24 protein-coding genes and 1 pseudogene are annotated in these 26,192 nt (G+C 71.0%); 12 read left to right on the top strand and 13 right to left on the bottom strand.

Features of this window, described 5'->3' with window-relative positions; genetic code table 11:
- Positions 1 to 11: 11 nt before the first annotated feature.
- On the bottom strand, positions 12 to 2,078 hold the full coding sequence (locus HAV39_RS06905) for a hypothetical protein (RefSeq protein ID WP_191838330.1): 2,067 nt from the start codon (positions 2,076 to 2,078) through the stop codon (positions 12 to 14).
- A gap of 350 nt (positions 2,079 to 2,428) precedes the next feature.
- On the opposite strand from HAV39_RS06905, the gene HAV39_RS06900 reads away from it, so the two are divergent.
- The 4 genes from HAV39_RS06900 (at position 2,429) to HAV39_RS06885 (ending at position 7,997) form a co-directional block, all read left to right on the top strand.
- Positions 2,429 to 4,948 (top strand): CHAP domain-containing protein, encoded by a 2,520-nt coding sequence (locus HAV39_RS06900; RefSeq protein WP_191838329.1) that lies wholly within the window; start codon positions 2,429 to 2,431, stop codon positions 4,946 to 4,948.
- A 767-nt stretch (positions 4,949 to 5,715) separates the two neighbouring features.
- On the top strand, positions 5,716 to 6,621 hold the full coding sequence (locus HAV39_RS06895) for an ABC transporter ATP-binding protein (RefSeq protein ID WP_191838328.1): 906 nt from the start codon (positions 5,716 to 5,718) through the stop codon (positions 6,619 to 6,621).
- Positions 6,618 to 7,571 carry an ABC transporter permease subunit gene (locus tag HAV39_RS06890; protein ID WP_191838327.1) on the top strand — a complete coding sequence of 318 codons (954 nt, stop codon included), beginning with the start codon at positions 6,618 to 6,620 and terminating at the stop codon, positions 7,569 to 7,571. Before HAV39_RS06895 ends, HAV39_RS06890 begins: the two co-directional genes overlap by 4 nt.
- Positions 7,572 to 7,634: 63 nt before the next feature.
- On the top strand, positions 7,635 to 7,997 hold the full coding sequence (locus HAV39_RS06885) for a hypothetical protein (protein ID WP_191838326.1): 363 nt from the start codon (positions 7,635 to 7,637) through the stop codon (positions 7,995 to 7,997).
- Positions 7,998 to 8,304: 307 nt separating this feature from the next.
- Here the strand turns inward: HAV39_RS06885 and HAV39_RS06880 are convergent, their stop codons facing one another.
- The gene (locus HAV39_RS06880; RefSeq protein WP_191838325.1) at positions 8,305 to 8,886 is read right to left on the bottom strand and encodes a DUF5317 family protein; all 582 of its coding nucleotides are present in this window, start codon (positions 8,884 to 8,886) and stop codon (positions 8,305 to 8,307) included.
- Between the two features lie 278 nt (positions 8,887 to 9,164).
- Positions 9,165 to 9,731, bottom strand: a complete 567-nt coding sequence (locus tag HAV39_RS06875) for a sugar O-acetyltransferase (protein WP_191838324.1) — start codon at positions 9,729 to 9,731, stop codon at positions 9,165 to 9,167.
- A gap of 233 nt (positions 9,732 to 9,964) precedes the next feature.
- Between HAV39_RS06875 and HAV39_RS06870 the strand changes: the two genes are divergently transcribed.
- Complete coding sequence (locus tag HAV39_RS06870; RefSeq protein ID WP_203736713.1) at positions 9,965 to 10,447, top strand: COG4315 family predicted lipoprotein; 483 nt, start codon at positions 9,965 to 9,967, stop codon at positions 10,445 to 10,447.
- A gap of 95 nt (positions 10,448 to 10,542) precedes the next feature.
- Here HAV39_RS06870 and HAV39_RS06865 read toward each other — a convergent pair whose 3' ends face one another.
- Entirely contained in the window at positions 10,543 to 11,235 is a 693-nt protein-coding gene (locus HAV39_RS06865) for an alpha/beta hydrolase (protein ID WP_373311912.1), read from the bottom strand.
- 101 nt (positions 11,236 to 11,336) lie between these two features.
- Here HAV39_RS06865 and HAV39_RS06860 point away from each other — a divergent pair, with 101 nt between their 5' ends.
- Both HAV39_RS06860 and HAV39_RS06855 read left to right on the top strand, forming a co-directional pair.
- On the top strand, positions 11,337 to 11,846 hold the full coding sequence (locus HAV39_RS06860) for a hypothetical protein (RefSeq protein ID WP_191838322.1): 510 nt from the start codon (positions 11,337 to 11,339) through the stop codon (positions 11,844 to 11,846).
- A 211-nt stretch (positions 11,847 to 12,057) separates the two neighbouring features.
- A pseudogene (locus tag HAV39_RS06855) lies at positions 12,058 to 12,282 on the top strand (endonuclease/exonuclease/phosphatase family protein); the annotation flags it as partial.
- Positions 12,283 to 12,333: 51 nt separating this feature from the next.
- On the opposite strand, the gene HAV39_RS06850 reads toward HAV39_RS06855, so the two are convergent.
- Positions 12,334 to 13,077 carry a hypothetical protein gene (locus tag HAV39_RS06850; protein ID WP_191838321.1) on the bottom strand — a complete coding sequence of 248 codons (744 nt, stop codon included), beginning with the start codon at positions 13,075 to 13,077 and terminating at the stop codon, positions 12,334 to 12,336.
- Between the two features lie 143 nt (positions 13,078 to 13,220).
- Complete coding sequence (locus HAV39_RS06845; RefSeq protein WP_191838320.1) at positions 13,221 to 14,111, bottom strand: hypothetical protein; 891 nt, start codon at positions 14,109 to 14,111, stop codon at positions 13,221 to 13,223.
- Between the two features lie 107 nt (positions 14,112 to 14,218).
- Here HAV39_RS06845 and HAV39_RS06840 point away from each other — a divergent pair, with 107 nt between their 5' ends.
- Positions 14,219 to 15,247, top strand: a complete 1,029-nt coding sequence (locus HAV39_RS06840; protein WP_191838319.1) for a LacI family DNA-binding transcriptional regulator — start codon at positions 14,219 to 14,221, stop codon at positions 15,245 to 15,247.
- A 77-nt stretch (positions 15,248 to 15,324) separates the two neighbouring features.
- Complete coding sequence (locus HAV39_RS06835; RefSeq protein WP_191838318.1) at positions 15,325 to 16,719, top strand: DUF1996 domain-containing protein; 1,395 nt, start codon at positions 15,325 to 15,327, stop codon at positions 16,717 to 16,719.
- Between the two features lie 60 nt (positions 16,720 to 16,779).
- Here HAV39_RS06835 and HAV39_RS06830 read toward each other — a convergent pair whose 3' ends face one another.
- From HAV39_RS06830 to HAV39_RS06815, 4 genes are all read right to left on the bottom strand, one after another.
- Positions 16,780 to 17,412, bottom strand: coding sequence for a carbohydrate-binding protein (locus HAV39_RS06830; protein ID WP_191838317.1), 633 nt, complete (start codon positions 17,410 to 17,412; stop codon positions 16,780 to 16,782).
- Positions 17,413 to 17,425: 13 nt separating this feature from the next.
- Positions 17,426 to 18,085 carry a LuxR C-terminal-related transcriptional regulator gene (locus tag HAV39_RS06825; RefSeq protein WP_203736711.1) on the bottom strand — a complete coding sequence of 220 codons (660 nt, stop codon included), beginning with the start codon at positions 18,083 to 18,085 and terminating at the stop codon, positions 17,426 to 17,428.
- A complete protein-coding gene (locus HAV39_RS06820) occupies positions 18,082 to 19,269 on the bottom strand; it encodes a sensor histidine kinase (RefSeq protein WP_191838316.1) in 1,188 nt (395 codons plus the stop codon). The genes HAV39_RS06825 and HAV39_RS06820 overlap by 4 nt, the downstream gene beginning before the upstream one ends.
- Positions 19,270 to 19,428: 159 nt before the next feature.
- Positions 19,429 to 19,827 carry a hypothetical protein gene (locus HAV39_RS06815; protein WP_191838315.1) on the bottom strand — a complete coding sequence of 133 codons (399 nt, stop codon included), beginning with the start codon at positions 19,825 to 19,827 and terminating at the stop codon, positions 19,429 to 19,431.
- Between the two features lie 9 nt (positions 19,828 to 19,836).
- Between HAV39_RS06815 and HAV39_RS06810 the strand changes: the two genes are divergently transcribed.
- Positions 19,837 to 20,322: a nucleotidyltransferase family protein gene (locus HAV39_RS06810; protein ID WP_191838314.1), complete on the top strand. Its 486-nt coding sequence runs from the start codon at positions 19,837 to 19,839 to the stop codon at positions 20,320 to 20,322.
- 16 nt (positions 20,323 to 20,338) lie between these two features.
- Here the strand turns inward: HAV39_RS06810 and HAV39_RS06805 are convergent, their stop codons facing one another.
- On the bottom strand, positions 20,339 to 20,494 hold the full coding sequence (locus tag HAV39_RS06805) for a hypothetical protein (RefSeq protein WP_191838313.1): 156 nt from the start codon (positions 20,492 to 20,494) through the stop codon (positions 20,339 to 20,341).
- Between the two features lie 71 nt (positions 20,495 to 20,565).
- Between HAV39_RS06805 and HAV39_RS43500 the strand changes: the two genes are divergently transcribed.
- Positions 20,566 to 20,835: a GNAT family N-acetyltransferase gene (locus HAV39_RS43500; RefSeq protein ID WP_342355566.1), complete on the top strand. Its 270-nt coding sequence runs from the start codon at positions 20,566 to 20,568 to the stop codon at positions 20,833 to 20,835.
- Positions 20,836 to 20,895: 60 nt separating this feature from the next.
- On the opposite strand, the gene HAV39_RS06800 is transcribed toward HAV39_RS43500, so the two are convergent.
- Together HAV39_RS06800 and HAV39_RS06795 are read right to left on the bottom strand one after the other, a co-directional pair.
- Positions 20,896 to 21,540: a hypothetical protein gene (locus tag HAV39_RS06800; protein ID WP_191838312.1), complete on the bottom strand. Its 645-nt coding sequence runs from the start codon at positions 21,538 to 21,540 to the stop codon at positions 20,896 to 20,898.
- A gap of 111 nt (positions 21,541 to 21,651) precedes the next feature.
- Positions 21,652 to 24,444: an AAA family ATPase gene (locus HAV39_RS06795; RefSeq protein WP_191838311.1), complete on the bottom strand. Its 2,793-nt coding sequence runs from the start codon at positions 24,442 to 24,444 to the stop codon at positions 21,652 to 21,654.
- Between the two features lie 449 nt (positions 24,445 to 24,893).
- Here HAV39_RS06795 and HAV39_RS06790 point away from each other — a divergent pair, with 449 nt between their 5' ends.
- On the top strand, positions 24,894 to 26,108 hold the full coding sequence (locus HAV39_RS06790; protein WP_191838310.1) for an epoxide hydrolase family protein: 1,215 nt from the start codon (positions 24,894 to 24,896) through the stop codon (positions 26,106 to 26,108).
- The last annotated feature ends 84 nt before the right edge of the window (positions 26,109 to 26,192 follow it).

Below are 26,192 nucleotides of genomic sequence, written 5' to 3'. Positions count from 1 at the left end.
CCGACCCGGCCTCACTCGGTGGCGGCGGGAGCGGCCGCGGGTTCGCCGACCGGCGCGCCTGCCTGCCAGGCGGCTCGCCATCCCGCGATCAGCGCGGTGTACTCGTCCACGGCGGCTCGGGCGGCGGCGACGGTGTCCTGCCGGCGACCCGCGCCGGGATGCGGCGCCGCAGGCAGGCCGTTGACACCGAACGCGCGGGCGGTGGCCGTGAACGCCCGGTCCGCCGCCTGGTACCAGGCGGACTCGTGGCCGAACAGTCGGACCAGCGCGGCCATGTTCAGCTCGGCCTGCACCAGCCGCCGCGCCGGCGCGTCGGTCGGGATGACCAGCCGGACCCGGCTGCCGAACGGCCTCGGCCGGTCGCGGGGGACGAACGTCATTTCCGGCCGGCCGTTGGCGGCGACGTCTTCCATGAAGGCGACGACGGCGGTGAGGTCGTCGGCGATCGCGCCGGGAACCGAGGCCAGCGCGTCGCTGCTGCGTGGTCGGCCGGCCGTCAGCCGGGCCCACAACGCGACCGTACGGATCAGTGGCAGCGCCACCAGCAGCACGGTCGCGCCCACGGCCAGGATGATGACCAGGCCCGCCCAGCGGCCGGTGACGTCGGCGGTCAGCCGCCAGTCGAGGATGTCCGTGACGTCCGGGCCGGGCAGCGAGTCGACGACATGCCATACCGCGGCGGTCAGCGACTGCGAGGCCTCCGTCCACGGGCCCGCCGTCGGGCGGGACACGGTGGCCGCGTGCGCGGAACGCAGCAGCGTCAGCGCCGCACCGGCCGCGATCACGAGGTGCACCGCCCGCAGCGCGTACGCCCGCAGATCCTGACGCAGCCCACTGGCCGTGTCGCCGTGATCGGCCCGGCCCAGGATCTGCTGCCGCCGGGCGACCGCCCAGACCAGGTGCACCAGGAACGCGACGGTGAACCAGCCGCCCGCGGTGGCGAGCGCCTGGCCCAGCGGCAGCTCCCACGGCCGCCACGTGACGTGCTCGCGCAGCCATCCGGCGGCCGGGGCGTCGGCGCCCAGAAAGCCGATCACCAGCGTGAGCGCGAGCAGGGCCTCCAGGAACTCCGGGTCCGACCACACGAAGACCAGCACGACCAGCAGCAGCACCAGCCACGCGGCCAGGGTCACGCCGAGCTTCGCCCACAGGCCGAGCGAGGCGGCCGACGGCAGCAGCAGCTCCCGGACCGGGCTGTCGAACCAGACGAGCAAGCCGGCGCAGGCCAGGGTGATGAGGACGGCCTGTTCGCTCAGGTGGTCGTACATCCGGCGCACGGCCGCCCGGGCCGCTACGGCCAGGGCCGCCGCCGTCACGACACCTGCCAGCGTCGTCAGGGACAGGATTCGGGTCGGCGTGTGACGGTAGAGCTCCACCAGGGTCCACGTGACGCCGGCCGCGGCCGCGATGGTGGTCAGGCGCGGGTCGGCCAGGCTGGACCACGAGCTGCGGGCCTGGAACCGGTGGGCCAGGGCCTCCGAGTAGTTGCGCTCCCGGGCCCGGTCCTCGGCATGGCCGTACAAGGCGATGCCGACGCGCACCAACGGCGGGATGACCACGAGGGCGAACGCCAGTTCGAGCACGTGGCCGCTGACCCCCGGCAGGACCGGCGGCTCGGTCCACTCCAGCCGGGCGGGGATGTCGAGCAGCGGCACGGAGCCGACCAGCCGCCACAGGTAGAACCGCTCGATGGTCCACAGCGACGGCGGGTCGTCCGACAGTGCGATCGTCAGTGCGACCACGGCCTGGACGCTGGACAGGATGCCGGCTCCCGAGGTGATGAGCGCGATCAGCAGCAGGCGTCGCTGGCTCGGGTCGGCCAGCGAGACGACCACGTTGCGGGTGACGATGACCAGCACGATCACGGCCACCGTGCCGATGATCGCGGCGACCGTCCAGCGGCCGGCGGGGCCGAACCCGCCCGCCGCGGCCAGCAGGAGCCGGAACAGGCCGACGAAAGCGGCGGTGGCGGCGAACGCGAGCAGGATCGGGGCGACCCACGCCCTGATCGGTTTGCCCGCCGTCTCGTCGATCCAGTGCTGGGCCCGGTCGCGCCCCCGGTCGTATCTGTCGAACACCGGCGTCAGGAGACGCTCCCAGCGGTCCACATCGGCTCCCCACTCTCGTGCGCGATGATGATCCGCCGCGAGTCGGCAGCCGTCAATTCCCGGCGTCGCTCTATCTTTCCCGATAATGCGATATATCACACAAGATTGATGTCACTGGTTCCAATGTGGATCAGCTGCCTGATCGAAGCCGTGCGCGGCCTGCCTGCGGGGTGATAACCCATCGTCTCGGCCGATCGGACACTGCTAGGGTGGCCCATCGGTGATCATCTTGCGACGTTGCGGTGATCCCCACTCATCCCCTTCGGCAAGGAGCACTTCACTTGCGCCTGCAAAAGAGCATGCTGGGGGGTGCCGCGTTGATGTTGTTGTTGACCGGCATCACCGTCCTGGCCTCACCCACGCCGGCCAGCGCGGACCCCACCTTCCCGCTGTACGGGCCCTATCCGGCCGCCACCGCCATCGACGGCCGCGGCAGCATGAATCCCGAAGACCGCACCAGGATCGACGCGTATCTGACGGGCACCCAGATCTACCTCAGGTGCCAGGACTCGGGCCCGTCGGTCGGCGGCAGCGGGATCTGGGACTACACCCGCGAGGGCTACTGGATTCCCGACGCCTACGTCAAGACCGGCACCAGCGGCTTTGTCAGCGGCGTGCCGCGCTGCCTCTCGCTGGGCATCGACGGCCACGCCTCGGCCGGCTCGCCGCACGGCCCATACGCCGCCAAGGTCGACGTCAACGGGCGCGGCAGTGCCAACCCGACCGACACGGTGCGGGTCGACGCCTACCTGGCCGGCAGCCTGCTCTACCTCAAGTGCCAGGACTACGGCATCGCGGTGGAGGGCAGCACACTCTGGGACTACACCTACGACGGCTACTGGGTGCCGGACGTCTACGTCCAGACCGGCACGTCGGGCCGGATCCCCGGGGTGCCGACCTGCACCTCGCTCGGTATCTCGCCCGGGGTCACCACCAATCCCAACGGCGGCCGGCAGTTCCAGGTGCGCACCACGCTCAACGGTTACCACGCCAAGAGCCTGTCCGCGACCAAGGTCGTGGACAGGTACGCCGAGGGCACGTTCATCACGGTGATGTGCCAGGCGTACGGCGAGGCGAACTACGGCGGCTCGACGATCTGGGACAAGACCAGCGACGGGCTGTGGGTGGCGGACTTCTACGTGCGCACCGGCTCGTCGGGGATCGTGATGAGCAGGTGCGACAGCGACGGACCGTCCGGCAGCGGCAACCGCTACCTCGCCAAGACCACCCTCAACGGCTACTCGGGCAAGAGCCTGAACTCGACCGCGACCGTGGACAAGTACCCCGGCGGCAGCTACGTCACCATCGTCTGCCAGGCCTACGGCGAGTTCAACTACGGCGGCTCGGCGGTGTGGGACAAGACCAGCGACGGACTGTGGGTCGCCGACTACTACATCTCCACCGGCAGCGACGACATCGTCATGAGCCGGTGCGACAGCACCCCGAAGCCGACCGGCGGGCCGGGCAACCCCACCGTGCCGGGCACCCCGGCGCCGGGCAGCTTCATCGACTGGGAGGTTCGCGACAAGATCGTCAACGCGGCCAAGAGCCAGCTCGGCACGCACGAGTGGGGAGACAACTGCAATCCCTACGGCCAGAGCGGCGTCAAGTGCGGGTGGGCGTGGTGCTCCATGTTCGCCAGCTGGACCTGGCGCCAGGGCGGCATCGACGTCTTCTTCCCGTACAGCGGCAGCTTCTACGGCTGGGGCCAGGCTCGCGGCCTGCTGCGGTCCAAGAACAACATCCGGCCCGGTGACGTGGTGATGTTCGGCGCCAGCTCCGGAGCGAGCAACCACATCGGGGTGGTGGTGGGCGTCGACCCCGACGGCCGCATCACCACGATCGAGGGCAACTGGAACAACGAGGTCCGGCTCGTCGGTCCGTACGATCCGGTCAGCCCCGGCCCGACCCACGAGAACATCTACGCCGTGGTCGCCCCGGTCAACGACGGCTCACAGGTGTGGCAGAACAGCCCGGCCATCCCCGCGGACGCGACCTGCACCGAGAGCAAGACCCACCTCGGCGTGACCTACCTGCTGTGCCTGGAGGGCACGGGCGCGTCCACGCGAGCCGTGCTCGCGGTGCGGCCGTCCAGCGACATGCCGGTGCGGGCGATGGTCGTCCACAACGGCGGTGTGCTGACCTGCCAGACCAACTACATGAGGGCAGGGGTCTGGCGAAGATGCCAGAGCGGCTACGAGACGGCGAGCAAGTGGCGTCCCTCCACGGCCGACGCCGAGGTCACCGTCGGCGGCAGCGAACGTCCTGAACTGCATGTGGGCAACGTGGGCCTGTACGGGTCGGCGCAGGAGAACGGCACCTGGTGCGGCCCGGCCGCGATGCAGGCGGCGCTGGAGGCGATGGACGCCAGCCCGCTGCCCAGCCAGTCCAGCCTGGCCAGCCACTCCGGCTCCACCTCGACCGGCACCCTGCCGGGCAGCATGGCCTCGACCATGTCCGCGTTCACGCCCATCGTGGGGACCGGGCTGAAGACCTACGGCTGGTACTCGTTCGGCGACGGCAACCTGCCGCTGGAGTACGGACTGGACCGGGTCCGCCGCGGCATCGACAACGGCCAGCCCAGCATCCTGCTGGTCAAGCCGCAGCTGCTGCCGTGGGGCGCCTCCGGGGGCAGCGGCCTGCTGCGCCACTGGGTCGTCATCTACGGCTACGGTTCCAGCGACAGCACCGCTGGTGAGACCGGCCAGTACACGAGCAACTTCACCGTCTGGGACCCCTGGGACGACACCCACCACCGGATGGACATCGACCAGCTCATCACGGCGGCGAACGCCGCCGAGGTGCCGGGCGACATCACCACCGTGTCTCCGGCGCTGTGAGTTGAGCGGTGAGTCGGCCACGGCGTGGTTGCGCCGTGGCCGACCCACCGTCAGCCTGCGCTGCCGCTCGGGGACCAGATCGGCGTCGACGGCTCTGGGCCCGACGGCGTCTTTCGGCGGCTCGATGCAGGCAAGATGCCGGGCGAGGCAGGGATCAGCCACCGTGGTTGAATGGCGCGCCGACGGTGTAGAGCAGCGTGGTCAGTGAGACGAGGGTGAGGGCGATGCGGAATCGCATGCCTCAGCCTCCGTGTTCGTACGGTGCGCCGACGGTGTAGAGCAGCGTCGCCAGCGAGGCGAGCGCCATGATGACGCGGATCCGCATGCCTGCACCTAGCTTCCTTCGGTCGCCGGTGCGCCGATGGTGTAGAGCAGCAGGGCCAGCGATGCGAGCGTGAGCAGTGCGTAGACGGCCCGGTGGCGGATGATGGTCAGGGTCATGGTTCACCTCCTCGGGTGATGAGCCGGGGTGTCGGTTCTCCTCCTCAGGGAACCCGATCACCGAGATGGGGTCATCGGATCCCGGCAGACACCGGACACGGAAGCGGTCGACGCTGGTGCGGTGCATGCGGAACTTCCGCCGTGCCGGACGACGCCGGACACGCGCTCGGCCGGATCCATTTCGCCTGCTTTGTGTGCCTGTGCGATGGGCCGACCTGGCCCGGCGCGCTTGACGCGAGGCCGTACCGCCCGGTTCTTGCGTGCTCCCGATACCTAGAACTACTATGCATCACGCTTCTATGTATCGGACGGAAGGGAGCTGGTCGATGGCCGACGATGGCATCGCTGTCAATGGGCTGACCAAGCTGTACAAGAACGTGCGCGCGGTCGATGACCTGTCGTTCACCGTCAGCCCGGGCCGGGTCACCGGCTTCCTGGGGCCCAACGGCGCGGGGAAGACGACCACGCTGCGCATGGTGCTGAACCTGGTCCGTCCCACGGCGGGAACCACGACCATCGGCGGACGGCGCTACGCCGACCTCACCGATCCCATCCGCAAGGTCGGCGCGCTCCTGGAGGCGTCGGGCGCGCACCGCGGCCGCACCGGCCGCAACCACCTGCGCGTGCTGTGCGACGCGGCCGGGATCCCCGTCAGCCGGGCCGACGACGTGCTGGACACGGTCGGGCTGACGCCGGCCGCGGACCGCAAGTTCAAGGGGTACTCGCTGGGCATGCGCCAGCGCCTGGGCATCGCCGCGGCGCTACTGGGCGACCCGGACGTGCTCATCCTGGACGAGCCCGCCAACGGGCTGGACCCGGAGGGCATCCGGTGGATGCGCGACCTGCTCAAGTCGCTCGCCGACGAGGGCCGCACGGTCCTCGTGTCGAGCCACCTGATGTCGGAGATGGAGCTCCTCGCCGACGACGTCGTGATCATCGCGGCGGGCAAGCTGGTCCAGCAGGGTCCGCTGGCCGAGGTCATCGACTCCGCCGGTGGCGCCCAGATGCTCGTGCGCACGCCCCGCCCGGAGGCGCTGGTCGCCGAGCTGGGCGCCGGGGTCACCGCCACTCCCGTCGAGGACGGAGCGCTGCGGATCGTGGGCGCGGACGGGCCGACGATCGGTGCGGCGGCGATGCGGGTCGGCGCCGAGATCCATGAGCTGACCGTCGAGCGGCGCGACCTCGAGAACGTGTTCCTCCAGCTGACGGCCGGAAAGGCAGACATTCGATGACCGCGACACTCCAGGCGCCCCCGGCCGCGCCCCGCCCGGTGATCGCCCACGTCGGCATCCCGGGGCTCCGGCTCGTCCGCAGCGAGATCCGGAAGATCACCACCACCAACGCCTGGTGGCTGTTCGGCATCGCGTCGCTGGTCTTCACCGGGCTCGCCCTGTTCATCAACATGTCCGAGGCGGCGCAGCACATCGAACGTGCGCGAGACACCGCGGCGGTGTTCCGGCCGGGCCGCGGCATGAGCGCCGCGGAGGCCGCCGCGGCCAAGGCGGAGTTCGCGCAGCTGCACGACCTGCACCTGCAGGCGGTCAACGCGGCCGGCAACATCTTCACCAGCGGCCAGTTCTTCGGCCTGCTGCTGGTGATGCTGCTGGGCGCCCTCGTCATCACCAACGAATTCCAGTACCAGACGGCGACGGCCACGTTCCTGACCACACCGCAGCGCACCCGCGTGGTGTTCGGCAAGCTCCTTGCCGTACTCGGCCTCGGGTTCCTGTTCTGGCTCGTGTCGCGGACCGTGTCGGTGGTGGCCGGGCTGGTGTTCTTCGACAACATCGGCCTGACGAACTCCCTGGGCGAGTGGCCGGTCCAGCGGGCGATCATCTTCAATCTGGTCGCGTACCTGCTGTGGGCGCTGCTCGGCTTCGGGCTCGGCACGCTGATCAACAGCCAGATCGGCGCGGTCGTCACGGCGATGATCATCTATCTCGGCGGGTTCGTGGGCGGGATGGGCGTGTTCACGCTCATCCGGAACCTTCTCATCCACGGCGACTGGGTGCTGACCTCCGCGGTCGTCATGCCGTCCATCGCATCGCAGGTCATGGTGTCGCCGGAGAAGCTGTATCCGCAGGCCGCGCAGTGGTGGGTCGGTGTGCTGGTCATGGCCGGCTGGTCGCTGGTCGCCGCCACGATCGGCATCGTGCTCAACCGCCGCCGCGACATCGCGTAACGACAGGCAAGGCGCCCCGGCGGCAGCGTGCCGCCGGGGCGCCGGCAGTCGTACGATGCGCGGATGCCCGCGCAGAGCCTTCTACTCCGCTTCTCCTACTTCGAACACGACTGGATCGAGGAGGACATCGACGGACCGGAGGCGGCCGAGGCGACCCTGCTGCGAGTGGCCGCCGAGGGCGACTGGTTCGAGGTCGACGACGTCGAGCCGGAAACCTTCGACACGCTCGACGCCCTCGCCGAACGGGCCGAGCAGGTCGTCGTCGGAGAGTGGAAGATGCCCGCGGCGGCCGTTCGAGTGCCCCTGGACAGGCTCCGCGCGATCGTCGCCGAGGGCGGCTGGACCTTTGCGGCCGGCGAGTTCTCGGAGTTCGTGGGCAACAATCAGGACACTGAGATGCTCGTCCGACTCGTCCGAGACCGATGACACACCAGCTGTGGCCCCGTCAGCTGGGCAGGGCAGCTGGTGACGCGGAGGGGCTGGCAGGGGCGGTGCGGGCGGCGAGACGCCGACCGCACCGCATGTCGGGCAAGCCCGGATCAGCCTCCGTGTTCGTGCGGTGCGCCGACCGTGTAGAGCAGCGTCGCCAGCGAGGCGAGCGCGATGATGATGCGGATTCGCATGCGCTCCTAGCTTCCTTCGGTCATCGGCGCGCCGATCGTGTAGAGCAGCAGGGCCAGCGATGCCAACGTGAGCAGCGCGTAGACGGCCCGGTGCCGGACGATGGTCAGGGTCATGTTTCACCTCCCGTCATGAGCTGGGGTATTGGATCGGGTTGGTCGCGGCGGCGGCGCATCGCGAGCGCCGTCAGTGCGACGGTCCCAGTGCCGATGAGCACGTCACCGGCACTGACGACCTTGTTCAGCGGCGACACCGGGATGGTGTCGCCGAGGAAGGCGAGTCGGGTCGCCTCGTCGGCGGGTTCGTTCTTGGGCGTGGTGAGATCCGGTCGCAGGCCGACTGCCGCGGCCGCGGCCGGCTCGTACGGCATACGGCCGTTGAGGGCGATGGTCAGTCCGTTGGCGAGCGCACCCACCGTGATGGCGACGCCGGCGACGCGGATCGCGAGCGGCCAGGCCGGAAGGTTCCTGGCCAGCCACCACAGGACCAGGCCGAACACCACGATCAGCAGGGCGGGATGCCGCAGGGGAGTCACGTAGTACTGCGCCGCCTGGACGGCGGCGGCCAGCCACAGCAGCCACAGGGCCGACAGCCGGATGCCGCGCAGTTCGGCGAGGCGACCCCCGCAGGCATAGCCGATGACGACGCCCAGCACCGGTGGTGCGATGAGCAGGATCAGACCGTTGATCGACATCGTGCCACCAGGTGGGCTTCGACGGCATCGAGTCCGGTCATTCGCGGCTCCTCTCGTCCGGTGCCGCCCAGTGGATCCGATGGTCGGGTGTGGAGTGTCAGACGCCGACAAACACCGGACACGGCAGCCATCGAGGCTGGTCCCGGGGGTCCCTGAACGCCGGTGTACCGGACACCGGACGCGTGCTCGGCCCGGCGACAGCTGGGTCGGCGGTCGCCGGTTCGGGCCGGACCCGATCGGCGCGCTCCTGTCGATGAGCGCAGGTGGGCAGACGCGCCTCAGGAGGTTGCGGTGGGCGCCGGCTTCAGGCGCTTGCGCTCCACGACGCTCGTCGCCGTCACCACACTGAGCGGTGGCACGTCCTTCGCGACAACGGCACCCGCGCCGACGACCGAGCCCCGGCCGATCGTCACGCCGGGAGTGACCGTGGCCGCGGCGCCGATCCATACGTCGTCCTCGATGACGATGGGTGCGTGCGTGATGAAGTCGTAGCGTTCGTCGAGCTCGACCGGGTGGCCCGCCGTGCTCAGCGTCACTCCGGGACCGATCAGGACGCGGTCGCCGACGGTGATGCCCCCGTAGTCCAGGAAGAAGCATCCCTGATTGATGAACACGCGCTCTCCGAACGACGCGCCGAGCCCGAAGTCGCAATAGAACGGGGGCAGGATGGACAGAGAATCCGGAACGGGCCTGCCGAAGATCTCGGTGAGCACCGCCCTGCGCGCGTCCAGGTGATCGAAAGGAAGCGCATTCAGGCGCGCGGTCAGGCCCATGACGGTCTGTACGCGTTCCGCGAATGCGCGCGATTCGGGCGTCCTCGTTGGTAGGCGTTGCTCGTTGCGCACGAACCGATTCTGGCACTGCCGGCCCTGGACGCGATGTCGCCCCGGGCATGGGCTGCAACCCGGTTGTTACGCGATCAGCGGATCAGGTGACCCTGCCAGCGGGAGGCGTGGAGAATGCGGCTCGCCCGGACGCGGGCCCCGGCCTCATTGCGGGTGAGCGCGAACCGTCTTCATCCAGGTCATTGCGGGCGTAGGGTTGTCACGTCAGGAAGATCTTGCGGAAGGACTCCGACATGGGCCCGAAGGCAGCACACGGGCTGGGCAGGGTGACGGTCGCGCTCGCGTTCGCCGCGGCGGCCGTGCTGGGGGCCGCGACGACCGCGGTCGCCGAGAACCCGCTCCGCGCGACGACGGCGGAAGAGGTCACGGTGCAGACGAGCACCGGGCCGATGGGCACGTATCTCACCGATGGCCAGGGCAGGGCGCTGTATCTGTTCGTGGCGGACACCAGCGCCAAGTCCACCTGCACCGGCGAGTGCGCGGTCGCCTGGCCGCCACTGGTGACGACGGGTGCGCCGAAGGCCGGCGCCGGGGTGACCGCGGACAAGCTGAGCACGGTCGCTCGCGACGACGGTTCGATGCAGGTCCTCTACAACGATCACCCGCTTTACTACTTCGTCAAGGACACGGCGCCGGGCCAGACCAACGGCCAGGGCGTGAACGGTTTCGGTGCGCTGTGGTGGCTGGTCGCGCCGACCGGCGAGCCCATCACCTGACCGTCGGGCACGACGTCGTCGCTCGACCCGGCTGTCACGAGCAGCGCTGCCGGCGCCGGGAGAGCGGTTAGGCGGCCACACCCAGGTGCGGCCGCCTAACCCATTGTTCGGATCATGTCGGCGACCCCGTCCGGGTCGACGAGTTGGTGCAGGTGCAGCCCTCGCATGTGTTCGACCCGCCAGCCCCGCTCGCGCGCGTCCGCCGCCTTGTGGTCGTCGCCCTGCGCCTGCGCGCCGTCCGGTCCGAACATCAGATAGTGGCATGGCCGGTCGTCCCACCCGGCCACGACCGGGATGGGCTGCTCGAAGAAGGAGAGCGGCAGCCGTGGCTCTTCGTCGCTGATCGCCCGCATGGTCTCCGCGTCCGGGAAGAGCGGGGCGAGGTCGATCCCGTCCCACCACTGCGACCAGGGCGGCAGCAGTCCACCCTCCGCCTTGCGGCGGACGACCTCGAGCAGTGCGGGCGCCACGGCGTCGGTCAGACCTGCGCGGGCGGGCAGCGATGCGTCGACGAAAATGCAACTCCGCACCGTATGGTCGAGCGCGTCCACGACGACCGGCATGAAGCGGCCCGCGTTGCTGTGCCCGACCAGCACCACCTCGGTCTCGGGCGGCAACGGGGCGACCGCGGCGGCCACGGTCTCGGCGACCCGCGGCCAGAACGGCGGCTCCGCCTCGGCGAGATGCAGGAACGACGGCACCACCGCGTTCGGCAGGCGCTGTGCCACCGGGGCCCAGGTCGACGGTCCCACCAGCGGGCTGTGCAGCAGAACATAGGCGATCGACACGGGCGTCATTCTGCCAGCGCGCGACGCGACCAGCGATCCTGGTGCGCACGTCGACGCCGGTGGTGCCGGCTGCTTACGATCGGCCCATGAGGCGGCGATGGATGTCGATCACGCCGGCCGTGCTCGCGATGCTGGCGGCGGCGGGCTGCGGTCCGGAAGTCGCCGGCACCGGTGGTGTCGTCCTCGACGATGCCGGCCGGCTGGTAGCCGTGCTCGCCTGGTGTGAGAGCTTCGGTGCGCCCGCGACGCTGGTGCTGTATCCGGCGCGCTCCGACGGCAGCGTCGGCGATCCGCTGCTGCGGCTCACGCGGACCGGCGCTGCGCCGGACGCGAACCATGCCGAGGTTCCGCTCGCCGAACCTGGTCCGACGTGGCAGTCCGACCGCGCTCTGCCCGCCCTCGAGGACGGGCAGAGTTACGAGGTGCGGGTGTGGGATGGCACGGGTGAGCGGCGGCTCGCCAGCTTTCCGTTCACCATCGCCGAACTGCGCACGGTGGATCCGGCGCGGCCCATCCTGACGAAGCGGTACGCGGGCGGCGGCCGGTATGAGAGCTCGTTCGCCGGGGCGCAGGAGTTCCGGCAGGCAGCTGCCGCCGACTGCGGTGGCTAGGAGCACACCGCGGCAACCGGAGCCCCCCGGCCGGGACGACGATGTGGTTTGCCAGGAACGGTGTCGCTCTGCGTGCGGGGACGGTGGCGAAGACCATGTCCGGTGAGCGGCTCACGGTCCGGTAACACGCTGCGTGGTGGAGTGGCCAGCTGTGACCGGCAGCGAGCGAGGACAGACGATGACACAGGTGGGCACGGCGGAGACCGGGCAGGACCTGAACGGCGCCACGGACGACCGCGCGCTGGCCGACCCCACCTCGCGGCTGGTCTCGGTCCAGGACGCGGCCGGCGACGGCTTCGGCTTCAGCTGGCCGGCCGCGTTCCCGCTGGTGCGCATCGACCACATCCTGGTCAGAGGAGTGCGGCCGGTGAAATCGTGGGTGCTGCCCGCCACCGGCAGTGACCACCTGCCGGTCGCGGCCGGAATCGGCTGGTGACACGGCATACCGGCGGGCGCTCCACCGTCGGATCCCCGCGTGGATCCGGTGCTACCCGCCGAAGCCGGTGCCTCTGACGGCGTCGACCAGGCCCCACAGCACGGTGCCGAGTCCTCCTGCGGCCACGGCAGAGCCCAGGTAGGCCCACCACGACCCGCGCGCCCTCCGGGACGCTGCCAACACGACGGTGACGACCAGCGACAGCACCACGGTCACCGCGTTCGACACGACGATCGCCCGGACGAAGTCGTTGGTGACAGGCCAGTAGTAGTCGTGGCTGAGCTGGTACAGCCCTTCCGCAGCGAGCATGCCGAAGGCGAGGCCCGCGGCCGCCGAGGAGCGGTGGCGTGGTCCGTTTCTGATGAAGTGGCCGAGGCTGCCGAACATCAGCCCGGCGCCCACGGAGAGCAGCAGCCAGAAACCCGCCGCCCGAGCGATCGACAGCAACCCGTGGACGTCCGCGGACGAGCCGTCTTCCAGCGTCGCCCCGCTCCACCGGCGGGAGACGACCAGGATGAGTCCGTAGTACACCGTGGTGGCGACGAGCAGCAGCGCAGTCGCCACCAGGGGGGCTCGGCGTGCGCGGCGCACCAGGTACCCGGCGACCAGCGCGGCCGTGCCCCAGGCGAATCCGTTGCTGGTCAGCGTCAGCACGATCCGGCCGGCCGTTTCCGGCAGCTCGTCACCGAGGAACGCGAGCGTGCCCAACGGCACGCCGAGCGCCGACAGCAGCAGCGTTCTGTCGCGCGGTGCATCCGCCGTGCCGGTCGTCGCGTCCTCCGCCACCGCCGTCACGTGAACTCCTTGAGTGGGCACGAAATCCAGACGAGCACAGACCGTGTTTCTACCACCACCGGGCACCGCCGTGGGTGGCGGTGCTGCTCACGCAGCCCGGCTGGAGTGCGAGTCGCCCAGGCCGTACGCCGGGTAGGTGTGGTTCAGCCGAGGCCGAGGCGTCGCAGGGCCAGCATCACGAAGCCGCGCGGGTGACGGTCCCAGCCGACGACTGCTTCGAGGTCGTCCCGCTCCGAGGCCTCGACGAGGATCGACAGCGCCTGCTCGGAAAGCGCGCCGCCGACCCGGTGCGCCGAGGCGACGGCCGCGGTGAGGGCGACCGTCGCGAGGCCCGAACCGGTCAACTCGCGTAGTCTCCGGTCGACACGCACGTCCGTGGTGGGTGAGTGCGCCAGGGCCAGGTTCGCGCTGGCCCTGGGTCGTGGCCGGTGCTCGGGCACCGCGAGCAGAGCTGACACCACTGCGGCCGTGGGTTCGAACCAGGCCGCCAGGGCCGCGGCATGGGCTGCCACCTGGTCGTCGGAGTCAGAAACCCAGACGGTGATCGTGGACAGGCACGCGGCGGCGCTGAAGTAGCAGTCGGCTGCCCAGCGCACCGCCGCCGCGTCCAGCACGTCGATCTCGTCCTCCGCCAGTTCCTCCTCGGCGTAGAACCGCTGGACGATGTCGTCGTGGTCTGCGCCGTCGAAAGCGTCGCCTGCCGCGAAGGTGCGCTGTGGGTCGAAGGGCAGCCCGTCGTCGCGTCGGTCGCCGACCGCTATCCGGCGCAGCAGTTGGACGACAGCGGCCCGGTCAGGGGTCTCGGGGTCGTCGGTCAGGGCGACCAGGAACGGCACGACCGCCCGGCTCGCCTGCCACCTGGTGCCCTGGTGGTAGACGTTGCCGGACAGCTGCGACAGCGCATCGGCACGCCGCGCCGGGTCGGGGCTGCGCAGCGCGCGAAGCTGGCCCGGCACGTCCGTCGCCGGGCCGTAGGCGTGGTGCAGCAGATGCCACGGCACCGCGTCGAGACCGGCCAGCGGGCCATCGCTCATCGTCGAGAGTGTACGCAGCGCCCGACAGATGCTACCTGTGAGAGCGCTCTCGCCCGTATCGTCGGAATACCGCTATCCCCGAACGCGGCGGAGGGTGCAGGTGCCACATGAACAGGTCCAAGCCGACGATCGATGACGTCGCGCGGATGGCGGGCGTGTCCCGGGCCACGGCGTCGCGCGTGATCAACAATGCGCCCGGTGCGTCCGGGCCGTTGCGGGTGCGGGTCCACGAGGCGGTGGCCAGACTCGGCTACCGGCCCAACGAGGCGGCTCGTGCGCTTGCCTCCGGCCGCCCGCGGGTGGTCGACGTGATCGCCGTGAGCTGCAACCTGCCCGGCGGCTGGCTGGGCTCGAACCCTTACTACAGCCGCATCCTGGCCGGGATGATGCCGCTGCTGGAAGGCATGGGCGCGCAACTGCGGGTGCACGCCCTGAGCCACGAGTCGGCAGCCGAGGCGTTGGACGAGATCGCTGCCGGTGTCACGCTCGGCGCGGTGCTGTCCGACATCACCCCGGCGTTGGCCGCGCGGTTCCACCGCCGGTGCCGCCGCGTGGTCTCGCTGGTGCCGACCGCGGCCACGGTCCCGGCGATGGTCGCCGACAACATCGGCGGGGCGTGCGCGGCGGTCACGCAGCTGCACCGCCTCGGTCGCCGCCGGATCGCCGCGATTCACGGCCCGGCGATCAGCACCTGCGCCGCCGATCGGCGCATCGGGCACCTGCGTGCCATCCAGCGGTTGGGGCTGGCCGACATCAGCGCCGACGCCGCGTTCACGCGCGAAGGCGGCTACGACGCCGCGCAGCGCCTGCTGGAGCAGCACCCGGACCTCGACGCGGTCTTCGTGGCCTGCGATCTGATGGCGGCAGGCGTGGTCCAGGCGCTCACGGCCGGCGGCCGGCGGGTGCCCGAGGACGTCAGCGTCATCGGATTCGACGACAGCGTGGCCGCGATCTGCACGAACCCGCCGCTGACCACGATGCGGCTGCCGGTGGAGGAGATGGCCGCCGCGGCGGTGCGGCTGCTGGTGTCCGGTGACATCTCACCCGGGCACCGCGAACTGTTCCCGGCTGAACTCATCGTGCGCCAGAGCACCGCGCGGAGGTCGAAAGTGGGCCCCGGAATCGGCGGCTCCTGAGGCTTTCGCCTCAGGACGCGACTCACGTCCGTAACTACGTTGAAAAGATCTCGCTCTTTCGACGTAGGAGGTCGCGCATGACAAGGGACTGGATCAGGCGGCGGGTGCGGGTGCTCTCGCTCGGTGCCGGTGCCGCGGCCATGGTGCTCGCGGCGGCCGTGGTCGCGTTGACGCCGTCGGCAGGTGCCGCGGCCGAGCTGGTGGTGCAGGCCGAGGCGTACTCGGCGCAGTCCGGCGGCGTCGTCGAGCCGACCGTCGACACGGGCGGCGGCTCCGCCGTGGGCTACCTCGCCAGGGGGGACTGGCTGCGCTACGACGGTGTCGACCTGGGCGCCTCGGGCACCATGGCCGTCTCCGTCCGCGTCGCCTCGGCCGTCGGCGGCCCGGGCACCGTCGAGCTGCGTACCGGCTCGCTGACCGGGCCCGTGCTGGCCCGGTTCACCGTCACGGCGACGGGCGGCTGGCAGGCCTGGGTCACCCAGACGGTGAACCTCACCAGCCACCCGGCCGGCGTCCAGTCGGTGTACGCCGTCATGGCCAACACCGGCAGCGGCGCCGACTTCGTCAACCTCAACTGGCTCTCGTTCAGCTCGGGCGGCACCGGAACCGGCACCGGCTGGGTCGACGTCGACCCGGTGAAGTGGAACGCGCAACTGGCCGCCTTCCGGGCGATGGCCGTGGCGCCCGCACCCCCCAACGCCGTACGCGTCCCGGAGTTCAACGCGACCTGCACCTACAGTCACTCCTACAAGGACGACCCGATCGTGTTCCCCGGGCTGCCGGGCGCGTCCCACATGCACAGCTTCTTCGGCAACCGCAGCACCAACGCCAACTCCACTCTGGACAGCCTGCGCGCCAACACCACGACCACGTGCACCCCGGCCCCGGCCGACCTGTCGGCGTACTGGGTGCCGACCCTGTACCACCGCGGCGCGGTGGTCGAGCCGAAGGGCATCGTGGTGTATTACGGCTCGCGGCTGGCCGACCCCAGCCAGACCGTGCCCTTCCCGCTGGGCTTCGAGATGATCGCGGGCAGCGCGAGCCGCCAGGTGCCCACGCCGGCCGGCGCGGTCAACCAGTTCTACTGCGTCGGCGGGACCACCGGCGGCGAGATCGGCCGCAGCACCGACGGCAACTGGCCGATCTGCTCGCCGGGCGGCACGCTGATGTTCCAGCTGGTCTTCCCCGACTGCTGGGACGGCGTGCACCTGGACAGCCCCGACCACAAGTCGCACGTGGCGTTCACCCCGAACGGAACGTGCCCGAGCGCGTTCCCGGTGGCGATCCCGTCGGTCTCGTTCGTCATCGCGTACCCGACCGTCGGCAGCGCCGACGGGTTCACGCTGGCGTCGGGCATGGCCTCGTCCATGCACGGCGACTTCGTCAACGTCTGGGACAACGACGCGCAGGGACACCGGGTGAAGAACTGCATCGTCCAGTCCGCCAAGTGCAACAGCGCCGGGCAGTTCTGACCGGCTACCCGGGCGGGCGGCGTGCGAGGCGCCCGCCCGGGGCGGCTGCCCGGCGCCGGGTCAGCTGACCGTGATCGTGTTGATGTCGGGGGCCGACCCGGTGTCGTTGAAGAACCTGATCCAGCAGTCGCCCTTCGGCAGCCGCAGGCGCACCGACACTCGCACCGGGATCAGCCAGCTCCGGGCACCGGCCAGGGTCAGCTCACGGACCGGGCCGCCGTCGACGGCGAGTTTGAGGGTGCGCGGCTGCTCGGTCTCGTAGACGACGGTCAGCGTCCACTCCCCGGCCCGCGGCACCCCCGCGATGCGTACCGCGAGGGTGTTCGGACCGCCGATGTAGCCGACCCGGCTGCCGTCCACGCAGGTGGGGCACTCGATGACGCGGGCGCCCACCCGGATGTTGGCCGGGTCGGCGGCATGCACGGTGACCGGCCCGAACGCCGCCGGTGCGATCGTCCTCGCCGGCGGCACAGCCGCATGCGAGCGGGCCGCCGGCGTTCGCGACGGGGCGGGAGGCGACGGGGCGGACGGCAGCGGAACGCTTGACGGCGGCACGGTCGGCGAGCCAGGAGGTCCGCCGGCCGCGGGCGTGCGGTCCGGCTGCGGCGCGGGCATGATCAGCGGCGGTACGACGGCGATGGTCGCGGCGACGGCCAGCACCAGGGCTGCCCAGCCCAGCACCCGCCTGGACATCACGGGCACGCCGCTACCGCCGCCCGGTCCACACGACGACCGCCTCGGTGCGGCTGGCCACGCCCAGCTTGGCGAAGATGTGCTGCAGGTGGTTCTTGACGGTCTTCTCGGCCAGCATCAACCGGTGGGCGATGGCCGCGTTCGACAGGCCCTGCGCGAGCTGCGCCAGCACCTCCTGCTCCCGCCGGGTCAGCCCGAACCGGGACCTGGCCAGCCGCCGCCGCTCGGCGAGGTCGCGCCGGGTCCGCTCGTGTTCGGCCTGTTCGCGTACAGCCGCTGCCGCGACCGCGGCCGCCACCGGCGACAGCCAGCCCTGCCCGGCCACCACGGCCAGCACCGCGCGGTGCAGCTCCGCCGGATCGAACGCGCCGTGGACCAGGTAGCCGCGTGCGCCGCCGCGCAGCATCCCCGCGATGAGCTGCGGGCTCGGGTCACTGGTGAGCACCAGCACGCGGGTGTGCGCGACCAGCTCCCCGAGCACCGACAGGCCGTCCGCCACCGGCATGCGGTGGTCGAGCAGGGTCACCGCGGGCCGGTCCCGGCGGGCCAGCGCGACGGCTTCGCGCCCGTCCGCGGCCTGGGCGCAGACGCGTACCTCGGGGCAGAGTGCGAGGAACCCGGACAGCGCCGCGCGGACGATGGGATTGTCGTCCACGACCATCACCGAGATCACGACAGCGCTCCCGCGGCTGCGACCGCCTGCAGCGCGGCGTCCGCGACGACGGTCGTACCCGCGCCCGGCGCGGACACCACCCGCAGCGTGCCGCGGATCGCGGCGGCCCGCTCAGCCATCCCGATCAGGCCGAAGCAGCCGCGCCACTCGGCCGGTACGCGAAATCCGACCCCGTCGTCGGTGACCCGCAGCCGGACACCGTCACCGGTGTAGGCGAGTTCCACCGCCACCGAACCCGCCCGGGCGTGCCGGGCGATGTTCTCCAGCGACTCGTGCAGGATCTGCGCCATCTCGTAGCGCAGATCCAACGGGAGATCCCCGGTCGCCACCGAACAACGCACCGGGACGCCGGTGCGATCGGCCCACCGGCGGCAGATCCTGTCCACCGTCGCGGCGAACTCGTGATCCGGATCGTCGAGGCGGAGCCCTTCGAGAACCTCCTGCGCCTGGCGTACCGCCGCGGTGGCCCCGGCCGACACCGTCGCCGCCAGCTGCTCGGCCAGCGCGGGCTGTCGCCGCAGCGACGTCGGCAGCGCCAGGGCCGCGAACGACACCCCGCGCAACGTCTTGGCGACCGAGTCGTGCAGCTCGCGAGCGAGCCGGGACCGCTCTGCCGCAGCGGCCGTACGCTGCGCCGACGCCACCAGCCTGACCGAAAGCTCGACGTGGGCGGCCAGCGCTGCGGTCGCCACGGCGGCGCCGACGGCGGCCAGTACGTTGACGATGGGGAAGGCCAGGACGAATCCGGCCAGGCTCGCCGCGCCCGGTGCCGCGCCGAGCATGTGTGCCGCCACCAGGTAGCCGAGCCCGGCATAGCCCGCGGCCGGCAGTAGCGCCCGGAAACCGACGAGCACCCCGGCCAGCGCGCTCGCCCCCGCGGCGCAGCAGAAGAAGGCGACGTCACCACCGTCGATCCCGAGGACGACCATGACGATCGTCGCGTCCAGAGCCAGCACCGGCAGGGGATGGGCGACCACGTGGGGATCGCGGGACAGCGCCACCAGCGCGACGGCCGCTGACAGCAGGATGAGCACCAGCACGGTGACCAGCGGTCCGGGCTGTACGCGAAGGCGCAGGCCACCGCCCGCGATGGCGAGGGTCGCCGCCGCTCGCCCGAGCAGCACCGCCCGCGCGACAGCGGCCCGTGCGACAACACGGTCGAGGTGTCCAGCTGTCGTTGTCACGAGTCCTGCCCCGGGCGTGGGGATACTTGGTGATCTTCGAGGGAGCGCTCTCTCGATGATCAGGCAACCGCTCCGCGGTTGTCAAGACACCCGTCGATATCCACTTCACCGGGGCCGATCGCTGCCCGCCGGTGCGGCGGGCAGCGATCGGTTCATCGCTCAGTCGCGGTGGAAGAAGATGTCGTCCATGTCGCCGCGGAACTGGTCGGTGACACTGTCGTCCTTGGCGGCGTTGATGCTCTTGGCGCCGATCGTCGCGGCACCGGTCGGCACGATCGCGCCCATGGTGGCCGTGGTGGTGACCGCGGGCGTCAGGAGCGAGCCGGTCGCCGGGTCGGTCACCCGGAGCTCGAAGCTGGTCGCGGACAGGCGCGAGCACTTCATCTTCACCCAGGTGTTGTCGGGCAGCGTGTACCCCGTGGCCTTCAGCAGCACCTCGTTGGTCCCGTCGGCCCAGCGGCAGCTCGGCGTGAGCTTGTCGACCTGCACCTTCCACTGGGACGCGCCGGCGCCGAAGAAGCCGTACTGGAAGACGTTCATGCCGGCGTCGGGGTTCACGACGCCGCTATGGATCCGGACGCTGGCGCCGAACGCGAACGTGCCCGCTCCGGAGCTGTTGGGGACCAGGGTCAGCGGCTGAGCGGCGCGGATGTGGACTGGTGGCTGACCGGCAGCGCCGCACTCGCCGTGCGGGGCGTCCCGATCCAGCCGCGTGACCTGGACCTCGTCGTCTCCGACGCGCATGCGCTCCTCGTCGGCGAACTGCTGCTCGACGGCCTGGTGGACCCGGTGGCGCCTGCGAACTGGTTCTGCGCCTGGTGGGGGCGGGCCGTGCTGGGCGCCAGAGTGGAGTGGGTCGGCGGTGTCGGTCCCACTGCCGACGAGCCGGAGCCGACGGACTTCGGCCTGGTCGCCGCCTCTCGCCTGGAGTGGGTCGAGTGGCGGGAGTGGGAGCTTCGGGTGCCGCCGTTGTCGCTGCAACGGCAGACCAGCCGACGTCGTGGGCTCGAGGATCGTGTCGGGCTCATCGACGAGTTCTCCGCCGGCTGGTGAGCACCGACCGGCCAGGTCAGCTGCGCTGCTGCCACCAGCGGCGCCCGTCGACGAGGCCTTCGAGGTCACGGCCCCGTTGCTCCGTCGCGGCGGAGACCGAGCGATGTTGCAACGCAGGCCGGATGTCGTCGACGATGAAGGCCGCATCGCGAAGCTCGCACGCGGCCCGCAAGGCTTCAGGGCTCCTCGACATCGCGTGCGCGATGACGTCGAGGACGACGTCCAGGTGCGGTCCGCTGGTGACTGCCAGCAGCGCCCAGTCGTCGTACCTTCGCGCTGAACTACATCATGGTCCGCCAGGCCACGCGCAGGCGCGGCATCGCCAAAGCCCTGCATGACGCGCTGATGGCGTCCCGAACCGAGTCGCGCGCAACACTACTGGTGCAGCCCGAGAACGTCCCGGCGTCCGCCGCATACGCCACTTGGGGCTGGTATCGGATCGGCCAGTTGAAGCCCTTCGACGATGCGCCTACCCACGACGCCCTAATGCTGGACCTTGGCCGGATGCGGTAGGCGGCACAGCCCGATCAATGTTGACGTGAGTCGAGCCGCCGCGGGTTCCGTCGGCCGGCCTTAGCCGAAGATTCGCTTCGCCCAGCGAACTTCGCCGTCATCATCGACATACACCAGCGCGATGAGGACTTCGGCCTGCGGGTCAGCCAGAGGCGGCCGCCCGTCTGCCGTGTCCGTGAACCAGGTTGCGACAAGGGCTGCAGATGACAGGGCCGGCGCGATTATCGCCGATCCGGGGAAGCTGACGCCGCGCTCGTCGGTGACCATTGCGGTCCTGGCCAGCCAGTCGTAGTGCTCGGCAAGCTCGGTGTAGGCGCTGGACCAGTGGGAGCCCGTGCCCTCCGGTGCGCCTCCTACCACCCATGCCCCATTGGCGCCCAGCAGCCGCGGCGGGGACACTCGCTTGTCCAGCGCGATCAAGGCGTAGTGATGGCCGTTGTCGCTCGGAGCTTCGCTCCAGCTCGCCCGCACCACCAGCGCCTGCGTGCCCAGCGGCGCACCGGTCTGGTGCCGGCTCGGGCCACCGAGCATGACGACGGTCGCGTCGAAGGTTTCATTACCGGCCAAGCGGAGGTCGACGACGACGTCGACATCATCGCCCCCGTGCGCCCACTCCCGATCGCGCTGGACTTTGAGCAGGACGCCCACGGCACCAGCGACGGCTATGGCCAGCACGGTGGCGATGACTTTCCGGCGGCGATCCATGGCGTGGAGTACAGCACAGCGGGGCGAGCCTGTCGGGACATGAACCGGCGAGCGGCCAGGCCGCATGGTCAAGCGCATCACGGAAAATGGGCCAGATCGGGCCGAAGCGGATCACATCGTCGACAGCGGCGGTGCCGACGAAGAGAACGCCGCGCGCAGTTGCCTGCGCGAGGTGATGCCGAGTTTGGTGAAGACCTTGCTCAGGTGCCACTCGACGGTCCGGGGGCTGATGAACAGGTGTGCCGCTATCTCCAGGTTGGTGCGCCCTTCCCGGGCCAGCCGGGCGATCTGTGCCTCCTGGCCGGTGAGTTCGCTGATGGCGGAGGTGTCGCGCTTGCGTACGGTCTCGCCGGTCGCCAGCAGCTCGTTGCGCGCGCGTTCGGCGAAGGCGTCGGCGCCGATCCGGCTGAGCGCTTCGTGGGCGGAGCGCAGCTGCTCGCGGCTCTGTCCCCGGCGTTGCCGGCGACGCAGCCACTCGCCGTACAGCAGGCGGGCGCGGGCGAGGTCGACGGTGATCCGGCACCGGCTCAGGTGCTTGATCGATTGTCGGTAGTGGCCGTCGGCCTCGTCCCCGGTGCTCATCAGCGCCCGTGAGCGGGCCTCGACGCCGAGGGCCCAGGGGGTCGCGGCGGCCTGGGTCCGTTCGGTGAGCCTGTCGAGCGCGGCAGCGGCCGCCCGGGGCTGCCCGCTGCGGGTGGCGGCCTCGATCAGTTCGAGCAGCGCCCAGCCGAGCAGTCCCAGGTCTTCGTACTGGCAGGCCTGGGTCGCGGCGGCGAGTGCCGCGTCGTATCGGCCGAGGCCGTTGTAGAGCACGGCGGTGGAGTAGTCGGCGATGGACAGCGCGCGCCCCTCACCGCGGGTGAGGGCTTCGGTGCGGGCGGCGTCGATGAGCCGGAGGGCCTGGGATTCCCGGCCCTGCCAGGCGGCGAGCAGCAGCGACGCGTACACCATCGGTGCGCTGCCGATGGCGGTCGAGATCGCGGCCGCCTCCTCGGACAGGGATGCCGCGGTCGCGAGGTCGCCGGCGTGGATGCGGTAGCAGGCCTCGTAACTCAGCGCCATCGGCAGGACGCCGAGCGCACCCGCGTCGCGGGCGAGGGTGACCGCGCCGGTGGCGAGTTCGTGCCAGGCCTCGTCGTCCCACAGCTCCGGCGCCAGCGGCTCGGGCGTGACCGGGCAGGCCAGCCACATCCATCGCTGGTCGGCCCCGGGCGTCGCGGATCGCTGCTCGCGCTGAACGGTGTGCAGCGCCTGACGCAGCCGGTCGGCGGCGGCGGGATAGCCGTCAAGGGTCAGGTCGGTGAGGGCGCCGAGCAGGACGTCGACCGAGCGCGGCGGCGCCGGGGCCTGTGGCGCGGATCGTACGGCGCGGGCGATCTCCGGCCGGTCGGGGCCGGTGTGCAGCCGTCCGGCGTACAGCGCCGCGCCGTAGGCCTCCAGCAGCGTGTCGCGGGCGAGCAGGGCGTCGACCGGGGCGAGTCGGCGGGCGGCGTCGAGCAGCAGCCGGGGTGCGTCGGTGCCGCGTCGTTGCGTGAAGGCCAGCCGGGCACGCAATCGGTCGAGCCGGGCCTGTCGTGTCTCGTCCGGGGGGCCGGCGGCGGCTGCGGCCAGCATGTCGTGGGCGTGGCTGAGGCCGCCGGAGTCGATGCCGGCCAGGGCTGCGGCCAGCGCCCTGTCGGCACGCCGGGCCGGGTCGGGGGTCAGCTGCGCGGATCGGCGCAGGAACGCCGCGGCCGCGGCGGCTCCTCCTCTGCCCTGGGCCCGGACGGCACAGTCTTCGAGCGTCGCCGCCAGGTTTTCGTCGGGGCGGGCTGCGGCCTGGGCGCGGTGCCACGCCTTGCGGTCGGGGTCGGTGTGCTGGTCGGTGGCTTCGGCGAGCGCCTGGTGCGCGGCGCGGCGGTCCGGTGCCGGCGCCTTCTGGTAGATGGCCGAGCGTGCCAGCGGGTGCTGGAACCGCACGGTGTGGTCGAACTCGACGAGCCCGGCGGCTTCGGCGGGCGCGGCCGCCCCGGCCGGGATGTGTTGCCGTTCGGCAGCGCGCCACAGCAGGTCCGCGTCGGCGGTGGGGTCGGCCGCGGCGGTCAGCAACAGGCGTCTGCTGTCCGGCGGGAGTTGTTGAAAGCGCAGATGGAAGGCGCCTTCGATGGTGTCGGTCACGGGGCGTCGGCCGGGCGGCCAGAGTCCTGCCAGGTCGGCGGGTGAGAACAGGCGCGGCAGCAGGAGCAGCGCCATGGGATTGCCGTGTGCTTCGGCGACGATGCGATCAGATATGCGGGGGTCCAGGGCGACGGGCACGGCCGAGGCGAGCAGGGCGCGGGCGTCGGTGTCGTTCAGGCCGCCGAGTGTCATGCCGGGCAGATCAGTCAGCTCGTCACCGCCGGGGGAGCGCAGCGTGAAGATCATCGCGATGGGCTCGGCGGTCAGCCGCCGGGCGACGAAGGCGATCGCCTGCAGTGACTCCTCGTCGAAGCATTGGACGTCGTCGACGAGGCAGGCGAGCGGCCGTTCCTCGGCGGCCCGGGTCAGCAGGCTGAGCGCGGCCAGGCCGACCAGGAAGCGGTTCGGCGTCGGGCCCTGGCGCAGACCCAGGGCGGCCGAGAGCGCATCGCGCTGCGGCTCGGGCAGCAGCGGCAGGTTGCCGAGCAGTGGTGCGCAGAGCTGGTGGAGGCTGGCATAGGGCAGCGCCATCTCCGACTCGACTCCCATGACGCCGGTCGTGCGGAAGCCGGCCGCGTGTGCTGCCACGTATTCGAGCAGCGCGGTCTTGCCGATACCCGGCTCGCCCCGCAGCACGAGCACGGCGCTCACCCCCGCTCGCGCGTCGGCGAGCGCCTGGTCGAGCCTGGCCAGCTCGTGGTCTCGCCCGCGAAGTCCGGCCCGGGTGCCTACCGCCAACGCCCCCATAGCTCGAATCCTCCCAGGTCGGGACGGTGGCGGCGACCACCTCCCACAGGGTCGCCGACCGTGGAGGACCGCGCCGCGGGCACGTCCGGAAGATAAGCGCACGATGCGCAGTTCATGCCTGTTTGTGGGTTCTCCCCTGGGGCCCGGGGGCTGGACCGGGGGGTCGGCCGGGGGTCGGCACGGGGGCGGTCTGCCATTCCGGCTGCGATCGTGGACGGGCCGGTGATGCCCGGCCCGCGGTGGGACGGAACTGCCGCCGCAGCGGCTTCGGAACGCCGAATTCCACTAGAATCCACCCAAGATAGGGGCACAACTTGCCTGATTAGCGCAGGTCCGGGCGACCACCTTCCGACAGGTGCTCGCCGTAAGCAGCCGGCTACCGCCGGCGCTCACCGCCGGAAGGCCCGACGCCTTCCGAAGCTCCCATCAGCACAGCAAGGAAGCTCATCATGTCTGTCACATCCGACGCCGCCGCGATCCGGCCGTTCAAGGTCGAGGTCTCCGAGGCCGATCTCAAGGACCTGCACGCGCGCATCATGCACACGCGCTGGCCCGAGAAGGAGACCGTCTCCGACGACTCGCAGGGTCCGACCCTCGCCACGATGCAGGCGCTGGCCCAGTACTGGACGCACGACTACGACTGGTACCGGTGCCAGGCGAAGCTGAACTCGTACCCGAACTTCCTCACCGAGATCGACGGCCTGGACATCCACTTCCTCCACGTGCGCTCCAAGCACGAGAACGCCCTGCCGATCGTCATCGCGCACGGCTGGCCCGGCTCGGTCCTCGAGCAGCTCAAGCTCATCGAGCCGCTGACCGACCCCACCGCCCACGGCGGCACCGCCGACGACGCGTTCCACGTCGTCATCCCGTCGATGCCCGGTTACGGGTACTCGGGCAAGCCGACCGAGAAGGGCTGGGGACCCGACCGCATCGCCCGTGCCTACGGCGAGCTGATGAAGCGCCTGGGCTACGACCGCTACGTCGCCCAGGGCGGCGACTGGGGCGCCATCGTCGTCGACCTGATGGCGGCGCAGGAGGTCCCGGGGCTGGTCGGCCTGCACACCAACATGGCCGGCGTGGTGCCCGCCGAGATCGACAACCTGTTCCAGAAGAACGTCATCGGTGCGGCCAACGCCCTGGACAACCTGCCCGCCGGGCTGTCCGACGAGGAGCGGGCCACCTGCGAGCAGCTCGACTTCACCTGGAAGCACGTGGCGTACGCGCTGCAGATGGCGTCGCGACCGCAGACGCTGACCGGTCTGGCGGACTCGCCGATCTTCCTGGCGTCGTGGCTGCTCGACCACGACCCGCGGAGCATGGCGATGATCTCGCGGTCCTTCGCGGGCGTGCCCGAGGGCATGACCCGTGACGACGTGCTCGACAACGTCACGCACTTCTGGCTGACGAACACGGGCGTCTCGGCGGGTCGGCTGTACGCGGAGAACACGTTCTCGTTCTTCGGCGTCAAGGGAGTCAAGCTGCCGGTCGCGGTGAGCGTCTTCCCCGACGAGCTCTACCAGGCACCCCGGAGCTGGGCGGAGAAGGCCTACCCGAACCTGATCCACTACAACAAGCTCCCCAAGGGCGGCCATTTCGCCGCCTGGGAGCAGCCGGCCTCGCTCGTCGACGAGGTCCGCACCGGCCTGCGCTCGCTGCGCTAGCCGGACCCGGCCGGACACGCGCGCAGCGCGTTCGGCGTGGCGCACCCGGGCGGCTCGGAACCCGAGCCGCCCGGGTGCGCCCGA

It is taken from the genome of Catellatospora chokoriensis, from assembly GCF_011297315.1.
Lineage (GTDB): Bacteria > Actinomycetota > Actinomycetes > Mycobacteriales > Micromonosporaceae > Catellatospora > Catellatospora citrea.
Note: the sequence above shows the minus strand (reverse complement) of the source record. Positions and strands in the feature narration are given on the sequence as shown.